A 21434-nucleotide genomic window follows, 5' to 3' on the forward strand; every position below is an offset into this window, starting at 1 on the left:
CGGGCGCCTTCGCTTCGGTCGGGGCGGCGGACATGGCAGCGAATCTAACGCAGGTCCGGTTACCGCAGGACCGCCGCCACCTCCTGGGCGGCCCGGACCACGCGGGGGCCGACCTCGGGCGGCACGGCCTCGCTGAGCATGACGACGCCGACGCTGCCCTCGATGCCGCACTCGCGCGGCAGCGGGGCCGCGGCGCCGCTCGCGCCCGCCTCCAGCTCCCCGTGGGTGAGCACGTATCCGTCCTCGTCGATGATGTCCTTGCTGCGCCCGGTGAGGATCGCCCGGCCCGCCGCGCCCCGGTCCAGCGGGTGCCGGAACCCGGTGCGGTAGGCGACGTGGTAGTCGGTCCAGCTCGGCTCCACGACGGCCACGGCCAGCGCGTCCGTGCCGTCCACGACGGTGAGGTGGGCGGTGGCGCCCACGTCCTCGGCGAGGGAGCGCAGCGCGGGCAGAGCCGCCTCCCGCACCAGGGGATGGACCTGCCGGCCCAGGCCGAGGACGCCCACCCCGACCCGGGCCCGGCCGCCGGCGTCGCGGCGCACCAGGGAGTGCTGCTCCAGGGTGGCGAGCAGGCGGTAGACGACGGTCCGGTTGACGCCGAGCTGTTTCGACAGCTCGGTCACGGTCAGCCCGTGGTCGGTCTCGGCGAGCAGTTTGAGGACGCGCAGTCCCCGGTCGAGCGTCTGGGAGGTCTCCGCGGTCACGCCGCCTCCTTGTTCCCTTACCGCCCGCCGGCCCGAGGTGCGGCTTCCTGGTCATCCCCGGTCACCGGGCGCGCGGTGACCGGAAACTTATCCATCGTCACCGGTCAGCGGAAGGGGCTGTCCAGAATCCGAGCAAGTGAGGGTGGATTTCGATCGTTATGGGGCGAATCACCGCTTCGGTCACCGCATCCTTGTGGCCCATTCACGGACCTTCGCGAGACGCTGCCGGAGCTGTCCCGCCGTGGCCTCGGCCGTGGGCGGGCCGCCGCAGGCGCGGCGCAGCTCGGTGTGGATCACGCCGTGCGGCTTGCCGGACTGGTGGGAGTAGGCGCCGACCAGCGAGTTCAGCTCGCGGCGCAGCTCCATCATCTCCTTGTGGCTGAGCACCGGCCGCCGCTCGGCGGGCAGCTCCAGCAGGTCGGCCTCCTCGTCCGGCTTCCGGCGGCTGTGCGCGATCTGCCGCTCCTGCCGCTTCCGCAGCAGCAGCCGCACCTGGTCGGGTTCGAGCAGCCCGGGGATGCCGAGGTAGTCCTGCTCCTCCTCGCTGCCCGGGTGGGCCTGCATGCCGAACTCGGCGCCGTCGTACATCACCCGGTCGAAGACGGCCTCGGACTCCAGCGCCTCGAACGGGAGCTGGTCCTGCTCGCCGTCCGGCTCGTCCCGCTGCCGCTCGGCCTCCTTCAGCAGGTCCGCCTCCGGCCCGTACGGGTCGTCCTCCTCACCGGCCTTCTTCGGCTTGTCCAGCACGTGGTCCCGCTCCAGCTCCAGCTCGTGGGCGAAGCCGAGCAGCGTGGGGATGGTGGGCAGGAAGACGGACGCGGTCTCGCCGCGCCGCCGGGACCGCACGAAACGGCCCACGGCCTGCGCGAAGAACAGCGGGGTGGCGATCGTGGTGGCGTAGACCCCGACCGCGAGCCGGGGCACGTCGACGCCCTCGGACACCATCCGCACCGCGACCAGCCAGCGGCCGAGCGACGTCCTGAAGTCCTCGATGCGCTGCGAGGCGCCGCTGTCGTCGGAGAGCACCACGGTGGCGGCCTCCCCGGTGATCTCGCGGATCAGCTTGGCGTAGGCGCGGGCGGAGTCCTGGTCGCTGGCGATGACCAGGCCGCCGGCGTCGGGCACGGAGCGGCGGACCTCGGTCAGCCGCCGGTCGGCGGCGCGGAGGACGGCGGGCATCCACTCGCCCTTGGGATCCAGGGCGGTCCGCCACGCCTGCGAGGTGGCGTCCTTGGTCATCGGCTCCCCGAGCCGCGCGGCCACCTCGTCACCGGCCTTGGTGCGCCAGCGCATGCTGCCGCTGTAGGAGAGGAAGATGACCGGCCGCACGACGCCGTCGGCCAGCGCGTTGCCGTATCCGTAGGTGTAGTCCGCGACGGAGCGCCGGATGCCGTCGCCGCCCTCGGCATAGGTGACGAACGGGATGGGGTTGGTGTCGGACCGGAACGGCGTGCCCGTCAACGCCAGCCGCCGCGTGGCCGGTTCGAAGGCCTCCAGGCACGCCTCGCCCCACGAGCGGGAGTCACCGGCGTGGTGGATCTCGTCGAGGATCACCAGCGTCTTGCGCTGCTCGCAGCGGTTCCGGTGCAGCATCGGCCGGACGCCGACGCCCGCGTAGGTGACCGCGACCCCGTGGTACTCGCGGCCGAGGGGCCCGGCGCTGTACCCGGGATCGAGCCGGATCCCTATCCGGGCGGCGGCGTCGGCCCACTGCGCCTTGAGGTGCTCGGTCGGCGCGACGACGGTCACCTGCCGCACGACGTGGTGGTGCAGCAGCCAGGAGGCGAGGGTGAGCGCGAAGGTGGTCTTGCCGGCGCCCGGGGTGGCGACCGCGAGGAAGTCCCGCGGCTGCGCGGCGAGATACGTGTCCATCGCGCCCTGCTGCCAGGCCCGCAGCTTCCCCGCCGTGCCCCAGGGGGCGCGGCCGGGAAAGGCGGGAGACAGGTGGTGCGACGACGGGGACGGAGAGGCGGACGAGGCGGCGGTGGTACTCACGGTCTCCGGGACGGGGTGGACGACGGCGGACGGAGGAACGACCGCGCCAGCGTATCCCCGCCGCGCGCCGGACAGATGCGGCTCAGGTCACACCGCGGTCGCCGCCGGGGTCCGCAGCCGCCCGGACACCACGATGCTCAGCAGCGCCGCCGCCGTCGTGCACGCGTACACCGCGACGAACGCGCCCGCGCCCACCGCCGGTCCGGCCGTCGCCGCCGTCCCGTGGCCCGTGGACGCCGTGTCGCCACCGAGGGCGGCGAAGAGGGTGCCGACCGCCGTCAGCATCGCCACGTTGCCCAGGCTGTCGAAGACCTGGAGGGACGCCACGTTGCCGCCCGCCTCCCCCGGCGTGGACAGCCGCAGCACCAGGACGCCGACCGAGGCCACGGCCAGGCCCATGCCGAAGGCGCCCACCGACAGGGTGACCGCCGGGAGCCACACCGGGACCGCGTCGAGCAGCACCAGCGGCGTCGTCCCCACGGCCAGGGCCAGCAGCACCGTGCCCAGGGTCGTGAGCCGGTAGCGGCGCGGCTCGGCCCACGAGGCCGACTGGGTGTACGAGCCCAGCGCCCACAGGCCACCGGAGGCGGCCAGCGCCAGACCGGCCTCGGTGTACGACAGGCCGCGCTGGGTCACCAGCAGCAGCGGCAGGAACGCCTGCGACGCCAGCCACGCCGCCGACAGCAGGCCGCGCAGCATGATCACCGACGGCAGCCCGCGCGCCGCGCGGAACGTGCCGCGCGGCAGCAGCCGCCGCGCCGAGGGGGCCAGCAGCGCCAGACCGGCGGCCACCGGGACCAGGGACAGCCAGCGCGGGTCCTGGCCGCCGTACTGCAGCAGCCCCGCGCCCACCGCCACGGCCGCGGCCAGCCGCAGCCGCCGCCCGTCGAACCGGTCGGCCGCCGCGTTCCCGGGCGCCGCGGCGGCCTGGGCGCGCAGCGCCGGCAGCATGATCACCAGCGGCAGCACCACCAGCGCGGTGATGCCGAGGAAGACCCACCGCCAGCCGAACCGTTCCGTCACCGTGCCCGCGACGACCGGGCCCACCATCGAGGGCACCACCCAGGCCGCCGAGAACGACGCCAGCGCCGCCGCCTGGAGCGGCTCGGGGAACGCCCGCCGCACGAGCACGTACAGCGCCACGATCACCAGCCCGCCGCCCACGCCCTGCGCCGCCCGGCCCAGCACGAAGACCCACATCGTCCCGGCCGTGCCCGACAGCAGCAGCCCCGCCGCGAACGACGCGATGCCCGCCACCACCGGACCGGCCGGCCCGCGCCGGTCGGCCCACTGGCCCGCGGCGACCATGCCCAGCAGGCTCGTGGTGAAGAAGCCGGAGAAGGCGAACGCGTACAGCCCGAGCCCGTCCAGCGCCTCGGCCGCCGCGGGCATCACCGTGCCGACGGCCATCGCCTCGAACGCGATCAGCAGGATCGTGCTGACGCAGCCCAGCGTCAGCGCGCGGTACGGACGGCTCAGCACGCCACCGCCGGCCCCGGAGACCGGCGACGGACCAGCGGCGGGAACGGGAGAAGGGGTCAGGGAGGATCCGGGAGCGGCACCGACGTCGGTCATACGTCACACGGTAAGGACCGTAGCCCGCCGTCGCCTATGGCCCCGAGACGTGAGGTGGTCGGCCGATCGCCCCAGGGCCCGTCTTCCCCGGCTATGCCACCCCGACCGCCGCCTGCGGGCGGATCGGCAGCCGGTTCACCGGGCGGCCGGTGGCCGCGCGGACCGCCGCCGCCACCGCCGCGGGCGACACCACCAGCGGCACGGCGCTGACCGCCTTCGCCCCGAACGGCGCCACCACGTCCCGCTCCTCGACCAGCTTCACGATCCGCACCTCGGGCGCGTCCAGCGGCGTCGGCAGCGCGTACCCGGCCAGGTCCGGCCGCCGCACCATCCCGCGCACCACCCGCAGATGCTCGGTGAGCGCCGCGCCGACGCCCTGGGTGACCCCGGCCTCGATCCGCGCCGCCACCTGCCGCGGGTTCAGCACCCGCCCGACGTCCTGGGCGATCGCCATCTCCACCACCCGCACCGAGCCCAGCTCGACGTCCACGTCGACCACGGCCCGCACGGCGGCGAAGGCCAGCCCGACGAACGCGTCGCCCCGGCCCGCCTCGTTCAGCGGCTCGGTCGGGTGCGGCCGGCACTGGGCCGTCGCCCACAGCTCCTTGCCCTCCAGGGCCTCGGCCACGGTGGTGCTCAGCACCCCGTCGTAGGAGGTGATCTTGCCGTCCGCGATGGTCAGCAGCTCGGCGGACATCCCGAACTTCGTCGCCAGCGGCTGCAGCAGCTGCGTGCGGACCATCTTCGCCGCCCGCTCCACCGCGCCGCCCGACACCCACGTGTGCCGGCCCCGGCCGCCGGGCCCGGCCGGCGGCTGGTCGGTGTCCACGGGGGCGACGTGCACCTCGTCCACGCCCAGCACGTCCTGCACGATCTGCCGGGCCAGCGTCGCGAAGCCCTGTCCCGTCTCGACCGCCGCGCACAGCACGGTCGCCACCGTGCCCTCGACCTTGACCGTGGCCGTCGACACCTCGTCCGCGCCCTCCGCGCCGAGCATGTGCACCATGCCCAGCGCGTACCCGACGCCGCGCCGCACCGCGCCCGGCTCGGCGGCGCCGTCCGGGCCGCCGGGCAGCAGCCAGTCCGCCACCGGCCCGTCCTTGGGCAGCGCGGGCAGCGGCGCCTCGCGCACGGCCGTCAGCAGCTCCGCGACCGGCGCCGGGCAGGTCACGGTCTGGCCGGTGGGCAGCGGGTCCCCGGTGGCCAGCACGTTGCGCGCCCGCAGCTCCGCCGGGTCGATGCCGAGCTGGGCGGCCAGCTTGTCCATCTGGCCCTCGTACGCGGCGCACACCTGCATGGCGCCCTCGCCGCGCAGATAGCCCGAGGGCGGGTTGTTCGTCCGGACGGCCCAGCCGTCGATCACCGCGTTCGGCACGACGTAGGGCCCGGCGGCGAACGAGACGGCGGCGGCCAGCGCCTCCGCGGAGTCGTCGGCGTAGGCGCCCGCGTCCATCAGGAGCTGCGCCTCGACCTTGACCAGCTTCCCCTCGCGGTCGGCGTGGTGCCAGTAGCGCAGCAGGGTCGGGTGCCGGTGGGCGTGGCCGAGGAACGACTCCTCGCGGGTCGCCGCCAGCTTCACCGGGCTGCCGGTGCGGATGGCCAGCAGCGCCAGCGGGAGCTGGAATCCCAGGTCCTCGCGGTCGCCCAGCGCGCCGGGCACGCCGGTGACGTAGATCTTCACCTGATCGAGTTCGAGGCCGAGGCAGGCGGCGAGCCGGTCCCGGTCGGTGTGGGGGTCGGTGGTGCCGGTGTAGACCTCGACCCCGCCGTCCGGGCGCGGCACGGCGAGCCCGGACTCCACCCCGATGGGCGCCGGGTCCTGCCGCCCCACCCGGTACAGGCCCTCGACCACGACCTCGCCGGTGGCGGACGGGTCGCCGTGGCGCAGCGGGATGTGGCGGATCAGATTGCCGTCGGGGTGGAGGGGCTCGGCCTCGAACGACTTCTCCGGGTCGGTGACCGGGTCGAGGACCTCGTACTCCACGACGATCGCGGCGGCGGCGAGCCGGGCGGTCTCGGGGTGGTCGGCGGCGACGGCGGCGACGGGCTCGCCGTGGTACCGCACCACCTCGGAGGCGAGCGGGGGCCGGTCGGTGACGGCCCGGCCGAGACCGGCCCCGCCCGCCACGTCCTCGTGGGTGACGACGGCCCGCACGCCGGGCAGCGCGGCGGCGTCGGCGGTGTCGATGCCCTTGATGCGCGCGTGCGGGTGCGGGGAGCGCAGCACCGCGGCCCACAGCAGGCCCTCGGCCCACAGGTCGGCGGTGTACGGGTAGGTCCCCTGCACCTTGGCGTCCGCCTCGGCGGGCCCGACGGAGGCGCCGAGGCCGTGCGGCTCGCGGCGCGGCGGCGCCTCGCCGCCCTGGGCGGGCACCATCGTGACGGCCGCCGCGTCCGCGGCCTGGGGTCGGTCCGTCATCACATGCCTCCTGCCTGGGGATAGCCCCGGCCGGAGACCGGGGGCGGCCCGGCCTGGTGGGGAATGCGGGCGGTGTGCTCATGGGGCGGGGGCCCGGCCGGTGGCGCGACCACCGGTCCGGCCGGGGGCTCGGTGGCGGACGCCGGGTCGTGCGGCTCGGGGGCGGGGCGCGCGGACCGTTCGCCGCGCTCGGCGCGCGGGCTTGTGGCGGCGCGCTCGTCCACCACCGCGCGCACCGCGTCCAGGATGCCCCGGTAGCCGGAGCAGCGGCACAGGTTGCCGCACAGGGCCCGGCGGGTCTCCAGCTCGGTGGGCGCCGGATTGCCCTCCAGCAGGTCGTGGATGGTCATGGCCATGCCCGGCAGGCAGAAGCCGCACTGCACGGCCGACGCGGCCAGCGCCCGCTGCACGTCCGAGGGCGTGCCGTCGCCGCCCAGCCCCTCCACGGTGCGGATCTCGCTGCCGGAAGCGGTCGCGGCCGGCACCAGGCAGGCCGCCACCAGGCGGCCGTCCACCTGCACCGAGCAGGCCCCGCACTCGCCCTGCGCGCAGCCGTCCTTCGCACCGGCCAGGCCGAGCCGCTCGCGCAGCACGTACAGCAGCGACTCGCCGATCCAGGCGCCGGAGACGGGCCGGTCCACGCCGTTGACGCGCAGCACGTAGCTGACCTCGGGGTGCTCGCTGCGGCTGCCGCCCGGGGCGGCCCCCTCGCCGGTCACGGCCTCCTCGGCGGCGGTCACCGGCTCCGCCGCGCCGGCCACGGCGGCGGGGATCTCCGGCTCGGGCTCGGGCGGGTGCGGCTCCCCGGCGGGCGGCCCGGACCAGGGCGACGGCGGAACGGACTGCCCGGCCGCGCCCGACCAGGGCGCGCCGTCGTGCCCGGCCTGCGCGGGCGGCTGCCGGTGCCCCTCGGGACCGTGTCCCTCAACACCGTGCCCCTCGGGACCGGCCGCGACGGCGGGGCCGTCGCCCAGCGGGCGGCGCCCGCCGGCCAGCGCGGCGCCCTGGCCCATGGCGGCGGCGGTCGGCAGCTGCGGGGAGCGCGGTACGCCGCCCCCGCCCTCGGGCTGCGGTGTGCCCCAGCCGAACGGCATCGTCCACTGCCCGGTCGCGCCGGGGTCGGTGGTGGCCTCGGCGGTGGCGGGCGGCGCGGTGGGCCGGCCGATCTCCGGCGGCCGGTACCCGTGGCCCGGGGCGGCCAGCGGCTCGCCGCCGGTCCCCTCGGCGTAGCCGGGCGGAAGCTCTATGAAGGCGGTGGCCTCGGCGTCGTACTCCCCGCCCCAGCTCGGCTGCGGGCCAGGGACGTCCTGCTCCGGCTGCTGATCGTTGCTCATGCGAGAGCCCTTCCGAGTCCACGGCGGGCGAGGGTTGCCACGGTACGCCTCATGTGCAGCACGGCGGCAGGGAGCTGCGCGGGCTCGCCGCCGTCCTCCGGCGGCTCCGGGTCCGGGATGCAGGCCATGCCGACGTAGTCCCCGAAGGCCGCCAGCACCTCCGGCGCCAGGCCGCGCTCGCCGTCCCAGTCCACCAGCGAGGCCACCCAGCGCTCGGCGTCCAGCGGGCGCAGCGGCATCGGGGCGACGGCGCCGACCGCGCAGCGCACCTCGCGGTGCACCGGGTCCAGCACCACGGCGACCGAGGCGAGCGCGCGGGACGGCCCGGTGCGGCTGGTGGCCTTCAGGAACGTCTGCGCGGCGTGCAGCAGCGGCACCCGCACATGGGCGAGCAGTTCCCCGGGGCGCAGCCGGTCGCGGCCGGCCAGCAGGTGGCTGACGGGGATCTGTCTGCCGTCGCCGTCGGGGCCCGCGACCAGCAGCGTCGCCTCCAGCGCGGCCAGCACGGGGAGGGTGTCGCCGGTGGGGGCGGCGGAGATGATGTTGCCGCCGAGCGTCCCGGCGTTGCGCACCTGCGGCGGCCCCGCGGAACGGGCCGCCGCGGCGAGCGCGGGGATGAGGGCGGCGAAGTCGGGGCGGGCCATCCGCGCGTGGGTCAGGCACGCGCCGAGCAGCGCGTGGCCGTCCTGGTACGCCCAGCCACGCAGCTCCGCCAGGCGCCCGAGGCCGACCAGGGCGGCCGGGCGCAGCAGCCCGGCGTTGACCTGGGTCATCAGATCGGTGCCGCCCGCGACGGGCACGGCCGCGGGCACCTCGGCCAGCGCGGCCACGGCGTCGTCCAGCGTGCCCGGGAGCGCGACGAGCCGGTCCGTCTGCGGTGCATGCGGTGCGTGCGTGCTCAATCCAGCCCCTTTCCGGTCGTCCCGGCTACCGAGCCGTACGGTACGTGCTCGGGGCCGGGACGTGGCAACTCTGGCATAGATTCCGGCTCCGCCGACGCGGGGGTCGCCCGGCCGTGGGGCGGGTGGGGAGAGCCGGACCGGGCGTGGGCGGCATCTCACACGATCAGGGCACAGGGCGAGGGCTCCCGCCGCCGGACGCGGCCCGGCGGCGGGGCGGCGGAACGGTTACTGCTTGCCGCCCTTGCCGTCCTTGCCGCCGCCCCCGAAGGAGCCCATGGACTCGTAGATCTCCTTGCACAGCGGGCACACCGGGTACTTCTTGGGATCCCTGCCGGGCACCCAGACCTTCCCGCAGAGCGCGACGACGGGGGTGCCGTCCAGCGCGCTCGCCATGATCTTGTCCTTCTGGACATAGTGGGCGAAGCGCTCGTGGTCGCCGTCGCCGTGCGTCGTCTGCGGGGTGGGCTCGACGAGGGTGCCGGTACCCGCTCCGCGCTCGGGCTCAACAGTGCTCATGAGTACCAAGCCTAATTGAGCGACGGGTCGTCCGGGTATGTGGCGAGCAGTGCCAGGCTGCCGCGCTGGCGGCGCAGCACGGCCCGCCACAGCCGCTCCGGCTCGGGCGCCGAGACGTCTCCCGGCTCGGAGTCCACGACGTACCAGGCGCCCTCCTCCAGCTCCCGTTCGAGCTGTTCCGGACCCCAGCCGGCGTATCCGGCGAAGATCCGCAGCGAGCCCAGCTCGGCGGCCAGCACCTCCGGCGGCGCCTCCAGGTCGACCAGGCCGATCGAGCCGTGCACGCGCCGCCAGCCCAGGGGTCCCACCCGGACGGAGTCCGGGGGAGTCCCCGAGCCGGGGACGACGGCGAGCGCGAGCGCGGCGTCCAGGGCGACAGGTCCGCCCTGGAAGACGACGCCGGGCTCACCGGCCAGCGCGGCCCACGGTTCGAGGACCTCGGAGACGCCGACAGGGGTGGGGCGGTTCAGCACGACGCCCAGGGCGCCCTCGCGGTCGTGGTCGAGGAGGAGCACGACGGAGCGGTCGAAGTTCGGATCGGACAGCGCGGGCGTGGCCACCAGCAGCCGCCCGGTGAGCGAGGACGCCTCGGTCATGCGGCCATGATTCCGCATCCCTCCCGGTGCTGGGGAGTGCCGTCCCGGATGCCGTCCGGCGCCCGCCACGCCCGCCCCCCGGGCCGGTCCGCCCGGGGCGCACTACCATCGATGCGGTTGGCCCGCATCCATCCGCGCAGATCGTGAGTCCCATGACCGACGACGTACTTCTTGTTCACGGCGGCACCCCGATCGAGGGGGAGATCCGGGTCCGGGGGGCGAAGAACCTGGTTCCCAAGGCCATGGTCGCGGCGCTGCTCGGCAGCGCCCCCAGCCGCCTGCGGAACGTGCCCGACATCCGCGACGTGCGGGTGGTGCGCGGACTGCTGCAGTTGCACGGCGTGACCGTCCGCAGCGGGGAGGAGCACGGCGAGCTGGTGCTCGACCCGTCGCGCGTGGAGAGCGCGAACGTGGCCGACATCGACGCGCACGCCGGGTCCTCGCGCATCCCGATCCTGTTCTGCGGCCCGCTGCTGCACCGGCTCGGCCACGCGTTCATTCCCGGGCTCGGCGGCTGCGACATCGGCGGCCGGCCGGTCGACTTCCACTTCGACGTGCTGCGGCAGTTCGGCGCGGTGATCGAGAAGCGGGCCGACGGGCAGTACCTGGAGGCGCCGCGCGGCCTGCGCGGCTGCAAGATCCGGCTGCCGTACCCGTCGGTCGGCTCCACCGAGCAGGTGCTGCTGACCGCCGTGCTGGCGGAGGGCGTGACCGAGCTGTCGAACGCGGCCGTGGAGCCGGAGATCGAGGACCTGATCTGCGTGCTCCAGAAGATGGGCGCGATGATCTCCATGGACACGGACCGGACCATCCGCATCACCGGCGTGGAGCGACTCGGCGGCTACACGCACCGGGCGCTGCCCGACCGGCTGGAGACGGCGTCCTGGGCGAGCGCGGCGCTGGCCACCGAGGGCAGCGTCTACGTGCGCGGCGCCCGTCAGCGGGAGATGATGACGTTCCTCAACGTCTACCGGAAGGTGGGCGGCGCGTTCGAGATCGACGACGAGGGCATCCGCTTCTGGCACCCGGGCGGCCCGCTGAACGCGATCGCGCTGGAGACCGACGTGCACCCGGGCTTCCAGACCGACTGGCAGCAGCCGCTGGTGGTCGCGCTGACGCAGGCGTCGGGCCTGTCGATCGTGCACGAGACGGTGTACGAGTCGCGGCTCGGATTCACCAGCGCGCTCAACCAGATGGGGGCGCACATCCAGCTCTACCGCGAGTGCCTGGGCGGCACGCCCTGCCGCTTCGGCCAGCGCAACTTCCTGCACTCGGCGGTGGTCTCGGGCCCGACCCGGCTGCACGGCGCCGACCTGGTCATCCCGGACCTGCGCGGCGGCTTCTCGTACCTGATCGCGGCGCTGGCGGCCGAGGGCACCTCGCGGGTGCACGGCATCGGGCTGATCAACCGCGGCTACGAGAACTTCGTGCGGAAGCTGGAGGACCTGGGCGCCAAGGTCGAGCGCCCGTAGGGAGCTTGACGGCGCCGGCCCGCCGCGTGACGTTCACGGAAGAGAACGGCGGCGGGGACGGACGCGAACGGCGGCACAGAGAAAGGGGTGGCCCGGCGGGCCACCCCTTGTCGCCTTCCGCGGGCGTCACTTGCCCCTGGCGGCGTCCTTCAGCTTGGAACCCGCGGACACCTTGACGCTGTATCCGGCGGGGATCTGGATGGGCTCCCCGGTCTGCGGGTTGCGGGCGGTGCGAGCGGCGCGGTGGGTCCGCTCGAAGGTCAGGAAGCCGGGAATGGTGACCTTTTCGTCCCCCTTGGCAACGACCTCCCCGATGGTCTCGGCCAGGGCCGCCAGCACAGCATCGGCGTCCTTCCGAGTCACCTCGGCGCGCTCGGACAGAGCGGCCACCAGCTCACTGCGGTTCATATTTCGTACTCCCGTGTTCATCTTGCCAATGAGGCGTGAGATCGAAGCCGATGCTGCCAGGGCCCACTGACAGTCCCCGGACCCGGGTCTGCGTTCCGCGAACCCCTCGCCCGGGTACGCATCCTGCCCCCACCAGTGGCGGGAAGGCCAATCCGGCACCAGCGGGGTCACACGAAGAGCGCCTTTTCGTCTCGCCGGTGACGTTCCCGAGGCTTTGCCTCCCGGTCACCCTAAGGGGCAGTCGCGCGGCCCCGGCAACCGACTCGCCGCCCCTACAAGCCCTGCGCGGCTTCGCGGACGGCGCCCGCGACCGCCCCGGCGACCTTCTCGTTGAAGACGCTGGGGACGATGTAGTTGGCGTTCAGCTCCCCTTCGCCGACGACGTCCGCGAGCGCGCGGGCGGCGGCGAGCATCATCGCGGAGCTGACGGTGGCGGACTGCGCGTCCAGCAGACCGCGGAACACCCCTGGGAACACCAGCACGTTGTTGATCTGATTGGGGAAGTCGGAGCGGCCGGTGGCCACCACGGCGGCGGTCTGCCGGGCCACGGCCGGGTCGATCTCGGGGTCCGGATTCGCGAGCGCGAAGACGATGGCGCCGTCCGCCATCGCGGCCACGTCCGCCGCGTCCAGCACGTCGGGGGCGGAGACGCCGATGAAGACGTCCGCGCCGGCCACGGCCTCGCGCAGAGTCCCGGTGATGCCCTCCGGGTTGGTGTTGTCGGCGATCCAGCGCAGCGGCGAATCGCCGTCCGCGTCCACCAGATCGTGCCGCCCGGCGTGCACCACGCCGTGGATGTCGGCCACGACGGCGTGCTTGACGCCGGCCTCGATCAGCAGCTTGAGGATGGCCGTGCCGGCCGCGCCCGCGCCCGACATGACGACCCGGACCGCGCCGAGTTCCTTGCCCACCACGCGCAGCGCGTTGTGCAGGGCGGCGAGCACCACGATGGCCGTGCCGTGCTGGTCGTCGTGGAAGACGGGGATGTCCAGCGCCTCGCGCAGCCGCGCCTCGATCTCGAAGCAGCGGGGGGCGGAGATGTCCTCCAGGTTGATCCCGGCGAAGCCGGGCGCGATGGCCTTGACGATCTCCACGATCGCGTCGGTGTCCTGGGTGTCCAGGCACAGCGGCCAGGCGTCGATCCCGGCGAAGCGCTTGAACAGCGCGGCCTTGCCCTCCATCACCGGCAGCGCGGCCCGCGGGCCGATGTTGCCCAGGCCCAGCACGGCGGAGCCGTCGGTGACGACGGCGACGCTGTTGCGCTTGATCGTCAGCCGCCGGGCGTCCTCCGGGTGGGCGGCGATCTGGGTGCACACGCGGGCCACACCCGGCGTGTAGATCATGGACAAGTCATCGCGATTGCGAATCGGATGCTTGGACGTCATCTCGATCTTGCCGCCCAGGTGCATCAGGAAGGTGCGATCGGAAACCTTGCCGACCGCAACGCCCTCGATCGCGCGGAGCTTCTGGACGATTTCATCGGCGTGCGCGGTGGAACTCGCCGCGATGGTCACGTCGATACGCAGCTTCTCGTGTCCGGAGGCGGTGACGTCGAGGCCGGTGACCGAGCCGCCGGAGGACTCCACCACGGTGGTGAGCTGGCTGACCGCCGTGCCGCTGGCCGGGACCTCCAGCCGGACAGTCATCGAATACGAGACGCTGGGTGCCGTTGCCATGGGCGACTTCCTTCGCTGTTCCTCTTCCGCCCCCGAGTGTCTGTCACCCTACGAGAGGAACCGGACACGGCCAAAGGCGGGACGGACGACCGATATGACCGTAACAGGGGAAGGAAGAGGCCAGGACCAGCAGTCCCGGAAAGAGTGAACGAAGGGGAGAGAAGGGCACCGACCCGCCAGCCGCCTCGCGGCAAGTGGTCGCTCGAAGCGACAATGGTTGGGCCCGGGGGCATGAAACGGGCCGGCGCCTTTTCCAGGCTACAGCACCAGGCCCCGGGGTCAACCGGGCATCGCCGGCCGCCAAGACGCAGGTCAGGACGGTGCCGGAACGGCGCACCGCCCGGCGCCCGGACCCGGCGGGCTCAGCGGAGCAGGGCCGGCACCCCCGCGCCGTCGGGCTGGTCGGCGGGCGAGGACAGCACGGTGAGCCGCTGGGTGGCCCGGGTGAGGGCCACGTACAGCACGCGCAGCCCGGCCGGTGACTCGTCCGCGATCTCGCCGGGCGCCGCCACGAGCGTGGCGTCGTATTCCAGCCCCTTGGCCTCCAGGCTGCCCAGCACCACCAGCCGGTCCCCGAGCCCGGCCAGCCACCCGGCGGCCTCCTCCCGGCGGGCCATCGCCACCACCACGCCGACCGTGCCCTCGACCTCCCGGAGCAGCCACGCCGCCTCGGCGCGCACCGCGTCCGCCAGCGCGCGCGCCGTGGGCGCGGTGGCGAAACGGGGGGCCACGCCGGTCTCGCGCACGGCGCGCGGCGGACGCGCCCCGGGCATCGCGCGCGCCAGCACGCCGTCCGCGACGCGGGCGATCTCGGCCGGATTGCGGTAGTTGACCGTCAGCTCGAACCGGCGGCGCGGACGCCTGCCCAGCGCCGCGTCCTTCTCGGCCGCCGCCTCCTCGGGCGCGGGCCACGAACTCTGCGCCGGGTCACCGACGATGGTCCACGTGGCCTGCCGCCCGCGCCGGCCCACCATCCGCCACTGCATGGGTGTCAGGTCCTGCGCCTCGTCCACGATGACGTGCGCGTAGTCGGCGCGGTCCTCCTCCAGGTTCCTCGACTCCCGCCGGGCGGAGAAACGTTCGGCGTAGGTGGTCACCTCGTCGAGACCGGTGAGCTGGTCCAGCACGTCCGTCTCGCGCGGCTTCGCGGGCCGGGGCGGGGTGCCGAGCAGCACCCTCAACTCGTCCAGGAGCGCCACGTCGTGGCCGGACAGGCCCCGGCCCTCCGGGGTGATCCGCCGCAGCGAGCGGGCGAGTTGGCGCACCTCGCGGGGGCGCAGCAGGCGCCGCGCCCAGCGGCCGAGGCGCTGTTCGTCGGCCATCGCGGCCAGCACCTGGAGCGGGCTGACCTCCGGCCACCAGGCGTCGAGGAAGTCCCGGAAGACGTCCTCGGAGCCGATGTCCTCGTTGAACGCCTCCCTCGCCTCGGCCGCGATCGCCGCGTCCGGGTACCGGCCGCGCGCGTCCGACGCCTCCCACAGCGCGTCCAGAAGCAGCCGCCGCGCGCGAGGCCGCAGCAGGTTGACCGGCGCGGTGCCGCCCAGGGTCTGCTGCCTGACCCGGGCCAGCGCCTCGCCCTCCAGCTCGACGCGGCGGCCGAACGCCACCACCCGCAGCCGCTCGGGCGCGCCCGGCGCGTCCACCGCGCCGCGCGCCGCCCGGTGCAGCACCCGGGCCATCACGGCGGAGCCCTTGATCCGCGCGACCGCCTGGTCGTCGTACGCGTCGGCGGTGACGCCGTCCACCAGCGAGCCCAGCGCGCGGATGGCGACCTGTCCCTCCTCGCCCAGGGACGGGAGCACGCCCTCGGTGTAGGAGACGAGCAGCGGGGTCGGGCTGACCACGAGGATCCCGCCCGCGTACCGCCGCCGGTCCTGGTAGAGCAGGTAGGCGGCCCGGTGCAGCGCCACGGCGGTCTTGCCGGTGCCGGGTCCGCCGGTGACCTCGGTGACCGAGACGGCGGGGGCGCGGATCACCTCGTCCTGCTCGGCCTGGATGGAGGCGACGATGTCGGTCATCCGGTGACCGCGCGCCCGGCCGAGAGCGGCCATCAGCGCGCCGTCGCCGACGACCGGCAGCTCGGCGCCGCCGAGCCGGGCCCGCAGCTCGGGGCGGAGCAGGTCGTCCTCGACGCCCAGCACCCGGCGCCCCCGGCTGCGGATCACGCGCCGGCGCACCACGCGGCCGGGCGCGACGGGGGTGGCGCGGTAGAACGGCGCGGCGGCGGGCGCCCGCCAGTCGATGACCAGCGGAACGTAGTCGGCGTCGAGCACGCCCATGCGGCCGATGTGCAGGGTCTCCGCGATGTCGGCCACGCCGTCGCGCACCGCGTCGTCGGCCGGCTCGACCGAGGTGTACGCGCCGTCGGCGCCCCGGACGCCGTCCTTGCCGGCGAGCAGGTCGATGCGGCCGAAGAGGAAGTCCTCGAACTCGCTGTTCAGGCGATTCAGGTGGAGGCCGGCGCGGAAGACCTGGGCGTCGCGCTCGGCCAGCGCGCCCGGTGTGCCCACCTGGACGCGGCGGGCCGCGTCCGCCATGAGGTACTCCGCCTCGTGGATCTTCTCCGCGAGGCGGTCGTAGACGGTGTCCAGGTGCCGCTGCTCGCCCTGGATCTCCCGTTCCCGCGCGTCCACCGCTCCGGCCCCCCTCGTTCTTCTGGGCGGGCGGCCGTCGTCGCGTGAGCCGCCCGCGCTCGGCGTGGCAGCGGTCCACCGTACGCGAGATCGGAACGATTCGCGCGGGTCAGGACGTCAATCGCTGTACTTGTGACTGTCCAGGGCGGCGTCGAGGGCCAGCCGGTAGCCGCGTTTGACGACGGTCTGGATCAGCGTGGGCGCGCCGAGGGCGCCGCGCAGCCGGGCCATGGCGGTCTCCACGGCGTGTTCGTCGCGCCCGGCGCCCGGCAGGGCGCGCAGCAGCTCCGCGCGGGGCACGACCCAGCCGGGGCGCCGGGCCAGCAGCCGCAGCAGCGCCATGCCGGCCGGCGGCACGGGCCGCAGCTCGCCGTCCACGATCACCGCGTGGCCGCGGATCTCCAGCCGCCGCCCGGCGACGGGCAGCGGCCGGGACCGGCCGGGGAGCGCGTGACACAGCAACTGCACCAGCGGGCCGAGCCGGAACCGTTCGGGCTGGCAGGTGGGCACGTCACGGGCCTGGAGCGGCAGCGCGGTGACCGGGCCGACGCAGGCGGGCAGCACGTGCTTCTGCAGGGCGGTCACCAGCTGGTCGGAGACGCCGCGCTCGTCGGCGCGCCGCAGCAGGGAGGCGGCGGCGGGCGCGCTGGTGAACGTGATGGCGTCGACACCGCGGCCGAGGACCGCGTCGATGAGCCGGTCGACCGGCGCGATGTCCTGCGGCGGCATCCACCGGTAGACGGGCACCTCGACCACCTCGGCGCCGGCCTCGCGCAGCGCCTCGATGAAGCCGGGCAGCGGCTCGCCGTGCAGCTGGAGGGCGACGCGCCGGCCGTCGACGCCCTGGTCGAGCAGGCGCTGCAGCACCTCGGCCATCGATTCCGAGGCCGGCGACCACTTCTCGGTGAGCCCGGCCGCCCGCACCGCGCCGCGCACCTTGGGGCCGCGGGCCAGCAGTTCGGCACCGGTCAGGGTGTCGAGCAGGGACTCGCCCAGGCCCCAGCCGTCGGCCGCCTCCACCCAGCCGCGGAAGCCGATCGCGGTGGTGGCGACGACGATGTCGGGGGCCGCGGCGATCAGGTTCCTGGTGGCCGCGAGGAGCTGGTCGTCGTCGGACAGGGGCACGATGCGCAGCGCCGGCGCGTGCTGCACCTCGGCGCCGCGCCGCCGCAGCAGGGCCCCGAGCTCGTCCGCGCGGCGGGCCGCGGTGACGCCCACGGTGAATCCGTCGAGTGGCCTGATGTCGCGCTGTTCCTGACGCATGGCGTATCCGCTCCGCCCAGAGTGTTCCGATACGGGTACCGAGCCTGCCAACGGAGCATGACAGGCTCGGTATCCGTTTGTTACTCGCAAGTTACGTACGGCCCGTCGTGGGCGGTGTCACACTCCCGCGTAGGCGGGCTGCTGCTCGCTGCTGCCATCGGTGGCCTTTTCGTCCGGCGCCGGGATGCCGGCCGGGGTCGACCGGCGCAGGTATACGGCCCAGGTGACCGTGAAACACACCGCGTACAGGCCGAGGAACGAGGCGAAGGCGCTGGTGCCGGTCCCGGTGGACATGAAGGACTGCCGGAAGGCCAGGTTGATCCCGAGCCCGCCGAGCGCGCCGACCGCGCCGATCAGGCCGATCGCGGCACCGGACAGGCGGCGCCCGTACGCGGCGGCCTCCTCACCGGTGAGACCGAGCGCCCGCGCCTTGGCCTGGTAGATGCCGGGGATCATCTTGTACGTCGAGCCGTTGCCCAGGCCGCTCAGCACGAAGAGGCCGATGAACCCGACGAGGAAGACCGGCAGCGACTCCTGCACGGAGGCCGCCACGACCACGCCGGTGGCCGCGGCCATGCCCGCGAAGGTGAAGAGCGTGATCTTCGCGCCGCCGTACTTGTCCGCCCAGTACCCGCCGATCGGGCGGATCAGCGAGCCCAGCAGCGGGCCGATGAAGGTGATCGAGGCCGCCTGGAGCGGGGTGCGGTCGAACTGGTTCTGGAGCACCAGGCCGAAGGCGAAGCTGTAGCCGATGAACGAGCCGAAGGTGCCGATGTACAGGAACGACATGATCCAGGTGTGGGCCTCCCGCACGGACTCCTTGGCGGCACCGGTGTCGTTCTTCATCGGGGCCAGGTTGTCCATGTAGCGCCAGGCCAGGAAGGCGGCGACCACGATCAGCGGCGTGTAGACGGCCAGCAGCACGCGCGGCTGCCCGTCGCCCGCGGTGGCGATGACCAGCAGACCGACCAGCTGGACGACGGGGACGCCGATGTTGCCGCCGCCCGCGTTCAGGCCCAGCGCCCAGCCCTTCTTGCGGAGCGGGAAGAAGGCGTTGATGTTCGTCATCGACGAGGCGAAGTTGCCGCCGCCGACGCCGGTGAGCATCGCCACCACCATGAACGTGGTGTACGAGGTGCCCGGCTCCATCACGATCCAGGCCGCCGCGGTCGGCAGGAGCAGCATCGAGGCCGACACCACCGTCCAGTTGCGCCCGCCGAAGCGGGCCACCGCGAAGGTGTACGGCACCCGGACACAGGCGCCGACGAGCGTGGCCACCGAGACGAGGAAGAACTTCCCGGCCGGGTCGATGCCGTACTCGGGCCCCATGAACAGGACGAGCACCGCCCACAGGGTCCAGATCGAGAAGCCGATGTGCTCGGAAAGGATGGAGAAGAACAGGTTGCGCCGGGCGATCCGCTCGCCCTTCTCCTGCCAGAACGTCTCGTCCTCGGGGTCCCACTCTTCTATCCAGCGGCCCCCTCGTCGGGCGGCTGCGGGCTTGGGGGCTGACATGGCGCCTCCATCAATCAGGCTCGTTCAGGGGTTCCTGGTTCCTGAAAGGTAGGGAGGACGCGTTTCGCCGCTGTGGCAGGAGGTGACACCGACGAAACCTTGCTCTCACCGGGCCCGCACACCCGCCGTGAGCGGCCCGCCGCGGTCCTCAGGCCGGGAGGCGGCCGATCTGTCCGGGAACGGGCACCGGCCCCAGACATGTGCTCTTCGGCGGCATCCCCGCGCCGCTGGCGGCGCCCGCCCAGATCTGGTCCCAGGTCGGGGGCGGCAGGATCAGGCCGGTCTCGCCCGGCCCAGGGTACTGGCTGGTGAAGCGGGGCGCGGCGGCGATGCCCTGCTCCTCGCACAGGGCGGGGATGAGCACGTGGTCGCTGATCGCGGCCGGCAGCTCCACCCAGTCGGACGGCAGGAACCGCAGCCGCCCGGCCATCGCGGCCGGCGAGATCTCCGACAGTCCCCACGTCTGCCCGCCGCCGGTGAGGAGGAACGTGCCGGGCCGCGGCAGCGGCGGGCGGCCGTCCCCCGCCGGGTGCTCGCTGACCCGCGCGATGCGGGCGGCGGTGCGCACGGCCGCCTCGATGTCGAGGCCGGGCACCACGCGGTGGGTGGCCGACAGCGTCAGCGGATAGTGCCGGTGGTCGACCACCAGCGCCGGCAGCCGGTCGGCGACCGCGCCCGGATGGGCCCGGTGCAGCCGCCGGGCGGCTTCGAGCCGGTGGTGGCCGTCGGCGAGCAGCACCGGCGGCAGCGCGGGCGGGTCGGCGGTCCAGGACGCGTCGCACGCCCACAGCCGCTGCACGCCGCCCTCGGAGGTGGGCAGCTCCTGGTCGGCCGGGCCCTCGATGGTGCGGTCGATACATCGCTGGAACGTGCTGAGGTCGGGCGCGGTCAGCAGCAGCGGCTCGATGCTGCCGCCGCGCTCCTTCAGCAGCCGGGCCTGGAACCGCACGTCGGACTCCCCGACCCGCTGGTGGCGCAGCACGTGGCCGGTCTCGACGCCGTTCAGGCTGAGCGCCCCGATGACGCCGCGTTGGGCGACCACGCCGTCGGCGTCGCGGCGTTCGAGCACGTAGTAGCTGGCGCGTCCCAGGGGCCGGGCGAGGACGCCGTGGAAGGGGAGGAAGAGATCTGTCCGTGGGGCCGGGGTCCCCGGCGGGACCAGCGCGGGGAACAGGTCAGGCGGCAGTGTGCTCCTCCTCCTTCGCCGGCACGGGAACCACCACCGGACGGAGGGTGTCCTGGGCCTTGCGCAGCAGGGCTTCGAGCTCCTGCGGCCCGTCGGCCACCGCGGTGACGAAGCCATGCCCGGCGACCCGGCTGGTGGTCTCCGGGACATGGCTGCCGAGCGGAACGGCGATCTCCAGCCCCGTGACGCCCGCCAGCGCCCGCGCCTCCTCGACGCCCTCCACGGCCGTGAGCAGGCCGGGCGGCAGCCGCAGGAAGCGGACCCCGGCGTACCGGGCGACGGGCGGGGCGGCCTGCGGCACGGGAAGCCCGAGCACGCTGGCGATCGTCAGGGCGGCGAGATCGGTCCCGCCCGCCATCAGCAGCAGGTCGCTGATGTGGTCCGCGCCCGGGTGGGCGTGGGATTCGACCAGCCGGGGGCCGCGCGCGGTGAGGATGACCTCGGTCTGCGAGGGGCCGCTGCGCTGGCCGGCGGCGTTGAGCGTGGCGGTGACCAGCTGGTGGACGCGGTCGGCGGTGTCCGCGTCGAGGTCCGCCGGGAGGTCGTAGCCGGTCTCCAGGCAGCCGGGGGCGCCCGAGGTGTACTTCCTGGTCACGGCCAGGATCGTGTGCGCCCCGGCGTGCGAGTGGGCCTCGACGCTGAGCTCGGGCCCCTCCAGGTACTCCTCGACGATCAGGGCCGGCTCGAAGGCCAACTCGGCGGCCAGCGCCGTCGCCCCGGCCGTGTCACGCAGCAGACGGACGTCCTGGCCGCCGTACCCCGTGCGCGGCTTGACCACGCAGGGGAAGCCGACCCGCTCGGCCACGGCGGCCAGCAGCGCGGGGCGGTCGCAGCGCTCGAACCGGACGGGAGAACCGGTGAGCTGATTGACCTTGCCGCGCAGGGCGGCCTTGTCCGTCAGGTACGCGACGGCCGCATGGGGGTTGCCGGGGAAGCGCAGGGCTTCGTTCGCACGGGCGGCGACGAGCGCGCTGGCCTCGGCGAAGCCGAAGACGGAGGTGCGGGCCGGGAGGTTGGCGAGATGCCCGATGACCATCATCAACCGGGGGTGGTCCGCCCAGTCGACGGTGAGGGCGTCGTCGGCCGCCGCGGCGGCCTCACTGATCCCCGGTGCCGACAGGTCGGGGGCGAGCACGAGACTGCGCGCACCGACCCGGCGAGCCGCGTCGACGACGGTGGGACGCGGACTGAGCAGCACCGCCAGAGGCTTGTGGGGCGTCATCGTGCCGCCTCCCTGTCT

Annotated in this window: 16 protein-coding genes; 1 reads left to right on the forward strand and 15 read right to left on the reverse strand. The window is 74.4% G+C overall.

Annotation, left to right across the window (positions count from 1 at the left end; genetic code table 11):
- Nucleotides 1–59: 59 nt before the first annotated feature.
- The 8 genes from ACSNOC_RS02320 to ACSNOC_RS02355 form a co-directional block, all read right to left on the reverse strand.
- Nucleotides 60–704, reverse strand: coding sequence for an IclR family transcriptional regulator (locus ACSNOC_RS02320; protein ID WP_436745492.1), 645 nt, complete (start codon nucleotides 702–704; stop codon nucleotides 60–62).
- Between the two features lie 180 nt (nucleotides 705–884).
- A complete protein-coding gene (locus tag ACSNOC_RS02325) occupies nucleotides 885–2699 on the reverse strand; it encodes a DEAD/DEAH box helicase (protein ID WP_436745493.1) in 1815 nt (604 codons plus the stop codon).
- A gap of 87 nt (nucleotides 2700–2786) precedes the next feature.
- On the reverse strand, nucleotides 2787–4274 hold the full coding sequence (locus ACSNOC_RS02330) for an MFS transporter (RefSeq protein ID WP_436745494.1): 1488 nt from the start codon (nucleotides 4272–4274) through the stop codon (nucleotides 2787–2789).
- Nucleotides 4275–4365: 91 nt separating this feature from the next.
- Complete coding sequence (locus ACSNOC_RS02335; RefSeq protein ID WP_436745532.1) at nucleotides 4366–6651, reverse strand: xanthine dehydrogenase family protein molybdopterin-binding subunit; 2286 nt, start codon at nucleotides 6649–6651, stop codon at nucleotides 4366–4368.
- A gap of 41 nt (nucleotides 6652–6692) precedes the next feature.
- Nucleotides 6693–8027, reverse strand: coding sequence for a 2Fe-2S iron-sulfur cluster-binding protein (locus tag ACSNOC_RS02340; protein ID WP_436745495.1), 1335 nt, complete (start codon nucleotides 8025–8027; stop codon nucleotides 6693–6695).
- Nucleotides 8024–8929: an FAD binding domain-containing protein gene (locus tag ACSNOC_RS02345; protein ID WP_436745496.1), complete on the reverse strand. Its 906-nt coding sequence runs from the start codon at nucleotides 8927–8929 to the stop codon at nucleotides 8024–8026. The genes ACSNOC_RS02340 and ACSNOC_RS02345 overlap by 4 nt, the downstream gene beginning before the upstream one ends.
- 225 nt (nucleotides 8930–9154) lie before the next feature.
- A complete protein-coding gene (locus tag ACSNOC_RS02350) occupies nucleotides 9155–9445 on the reverse strand; it encodes a DUF3039 domain-containing protein (RefSeq protein ID WP_436745497.1) in 291 nt (96 codons plus the stop codon).
- An 11-nt stretch (nucleotides 9446–9456) separates the two neighbouring features.
- Nucleotides 9457–10041: a YqgE/AlgH family protein gene (locus tag ACSNOC_RS02355; protein WP_436745498.1), complete on the reverse strand. Its 585-nt coding sequence runs from the start codon at nucleotides 10039–10041 to the stop codon at nucleotides 9457–9459.
- A gap of 152 nt (nucleotides 10042–10193) precedes the next feature.
- On the opposite strand from ACSNOC_RS02355, the gene murA reads away from it, so the two are divergent.
- Nucleotides 10194–11513, forward strand: a complete 1320-nt coding sequence (gene murA, locus ACSNOC_RS02360) for a UDP-N-acetylglucosamine 1-carboxyvinyltransferase (RefSeq protein ID WP_436745499.1) — start codon at nucleotides 10194–10196, stop codon at nucleotides 11511–11513.
- Nucleotides 11514–11639: 126 nt separating this feature from the next.
- Here murA and ACSNOC_RS02365 read toward each other — a convergent pair whose 3' ends face one another.
- From ACSNOC_RS02365 to ACSNOC_RS02395, 7 genes are all read right to left on the reverse strand, one after another.
- The gene (locus ACSNOC_RS02365; RefSeq protein ID WP_436745500.1) at nucleotides 11640–11921 is read right to left on the reverse strand and encodes an HU family DNA-binding protein; all 282 of its coding nucleotides are present in this window, start codon (nucleotides 11919–11921) and stop codon (nucleotides 11640–11642) included.
- A 272-nt stretch (nucleotides 11922–12193) separates the two neighbouring features.
- Nucleotides 12194–13597 carry an NAD-dependent malic enzyme gene (locus ACSNOC_RS02370; RefSeq protein ID WP_436745501.1) on the reverse strand — a complete coding sequence of 468 codons (1404 nt, stop codon included), beginning with the start codon at nucleotides 13595–13597 and terminating at the stop codon, nucleotides 12194–12196.
- Nucleotides 13598–13959: 362 nt separating this feature from the next.
- Nucleotides 13960–16230, reverse strand: a complete 2271-nt coding sequence (locus ACSNOC_RS02375) for a HelD family protein (RefSeq protein ID WP_436745502.1) — start codon at nucleotides 16228–16230, stop codon at nucleotides 13960–13962.
- A 117-nt stretch (nucleotides 16231–16347) separates the two neighbouring features.
- On the reverse strand, nucleotides 16348–17493 hold the full coding sequence (locus ACSNOC_RS02380) for a uroporphyrinogen-III synthase (RefSeq protein ID WP_436745503.1): 1146 nt from the start codon (nucleotides 17491–17493) through the stop codon (nucleotides 16348–16350).
- A 117-nt stretch (nucleotides 17494–17610) separates the two neighbouring features.
- Entirely contained in the window at nucleotides 17611–19008 is a 1398-nt protein-coding gene (locus ACSNOC_RS02385) for a nitrate/nitrite transporter (RefSeq protein WP_436745504.1), read from the reverse strand.
- A gap of 148 nt (nucleotides 19009–19156) precedes the next feature.
- Nucleotides 19157–20194 carry a DUF1015 family protein gene (locus tag ACSNOC_RS02390; RefSeq protein ID WP_436745533.1) on the reverse strand — a complete coding sequence of 346 codons (1038 nt, stop codon included), beginning with the start codon at nucleotides 20192–20194 and terminating at the stop codon, nucleotides 19157–19159.
- Entirely contained in the window at nucleotides 20184–21416 is a 1233-nt protein-coding gene (locus tag ACSNOC_RS02395; RefSeq protein WP_436745505.1) for an ATP-grasp domain-containing protein, read from the reverse strand. Before ACSNOC_RS02395 ends, ACSNOC_RS02390 begins: the two co-directional genes overlap by 11 nt.
- Nucleotides 21417–21434 lie beyond the last annotated feature (18 nt).

Source organism: Streptomyces sp. URMC 129 (assembly GCF_051386415.1).
GTDB lineage: Bacteria > Actinomycetota > Actinomycetes > Streptomycetales > Streptomycetaceae > Streptomyces.

Excerpts from the sequence above, each read along its gene's own strand:
- ACSNOC_RS02330 (WP_436745494.1), bottom strand. The coding sequence starts at position 4,274 with ATGACCGACGTCGGTGCCGCTCCCGGATCCTCCCTGACCCCTTCTCCC.
- ACSNOC_RS02335 (WP_436745532.1), bottom strand. The coding sequence starts at position 6,651 with ATGGTGCCCGCCCAGGGCGGCGAGGCGCCGCCGCGCCGCGAGCCGCAC.
- ACSNOC_RS02340 (WP_436745495.1), bottom strand. The coding sequence starts at position 8,027 with ATGAGCAACGATCAGCAGCCGGAGCAGGACGTCCCTGGCCCGCAGCCG.
- ACSNOC_RS02350 (WP_436745497.1), bottom strand. The coding sequence starts at position 9,445 with ATGAGCACTGTTGAGCCCGAGCGCGGAGCGGGTACCGGCACCCTCGTC.
- ACSNOC_RS02355 (WP_436745498.1), bottom strand. The coding sequence starts at position 10,041 with ATGACCGAGGCGTCCTCGCTCACCGGGCGGCTGCTGGTGGCCACGCCC.
- murA (WP_436745499.1), top strand. The coding sequence starts at position 10,194 with ATGACCGACGACGTACTTCTTGTTCACGGCGGCACCCCGATCGAGGGG.
- ACSNOC_RS02365 (WP_436745500.1), bottom strand. The coding sequence starts at position 11,921 with ATGAACCGCAGTGAGCTGGTGGCCGCTCTGTCCGAGCGCGCCGAGGTG.
- ACSNOC_RS02370 (WP_436745501.1), bottom strand. The coding sequence starts at position 13,597 with ATGGCAACGGCACCCAGCGTCTCGTATTCGATGACTGTCCGGCTGGAG.
- ACSNOC_RS02380 (WP_436745503.1), bottom strand. The coding sequence starts at position 17,493 with ATGCGTCAGGAACAGCGCGACATCAGGCCACTCGACGGATTCACCGTG.
- ACSNOC_RS02385 (WP_436745504.1), bottom strand. The coding sequence starts at position 19,008 with ATGTCAGCCCCCAAGCCCGCAGCCGCCCGACGAGGGGGCCGCTGGATA.
- ACSNOC_RS02395 (WP_436745505.1), bottom strand. The coding sequence starts at position 21,416 with ATGACGCCCCACAAGCCTCTGGCGGTGCTGCTCAGTCCGCGTCCCACC.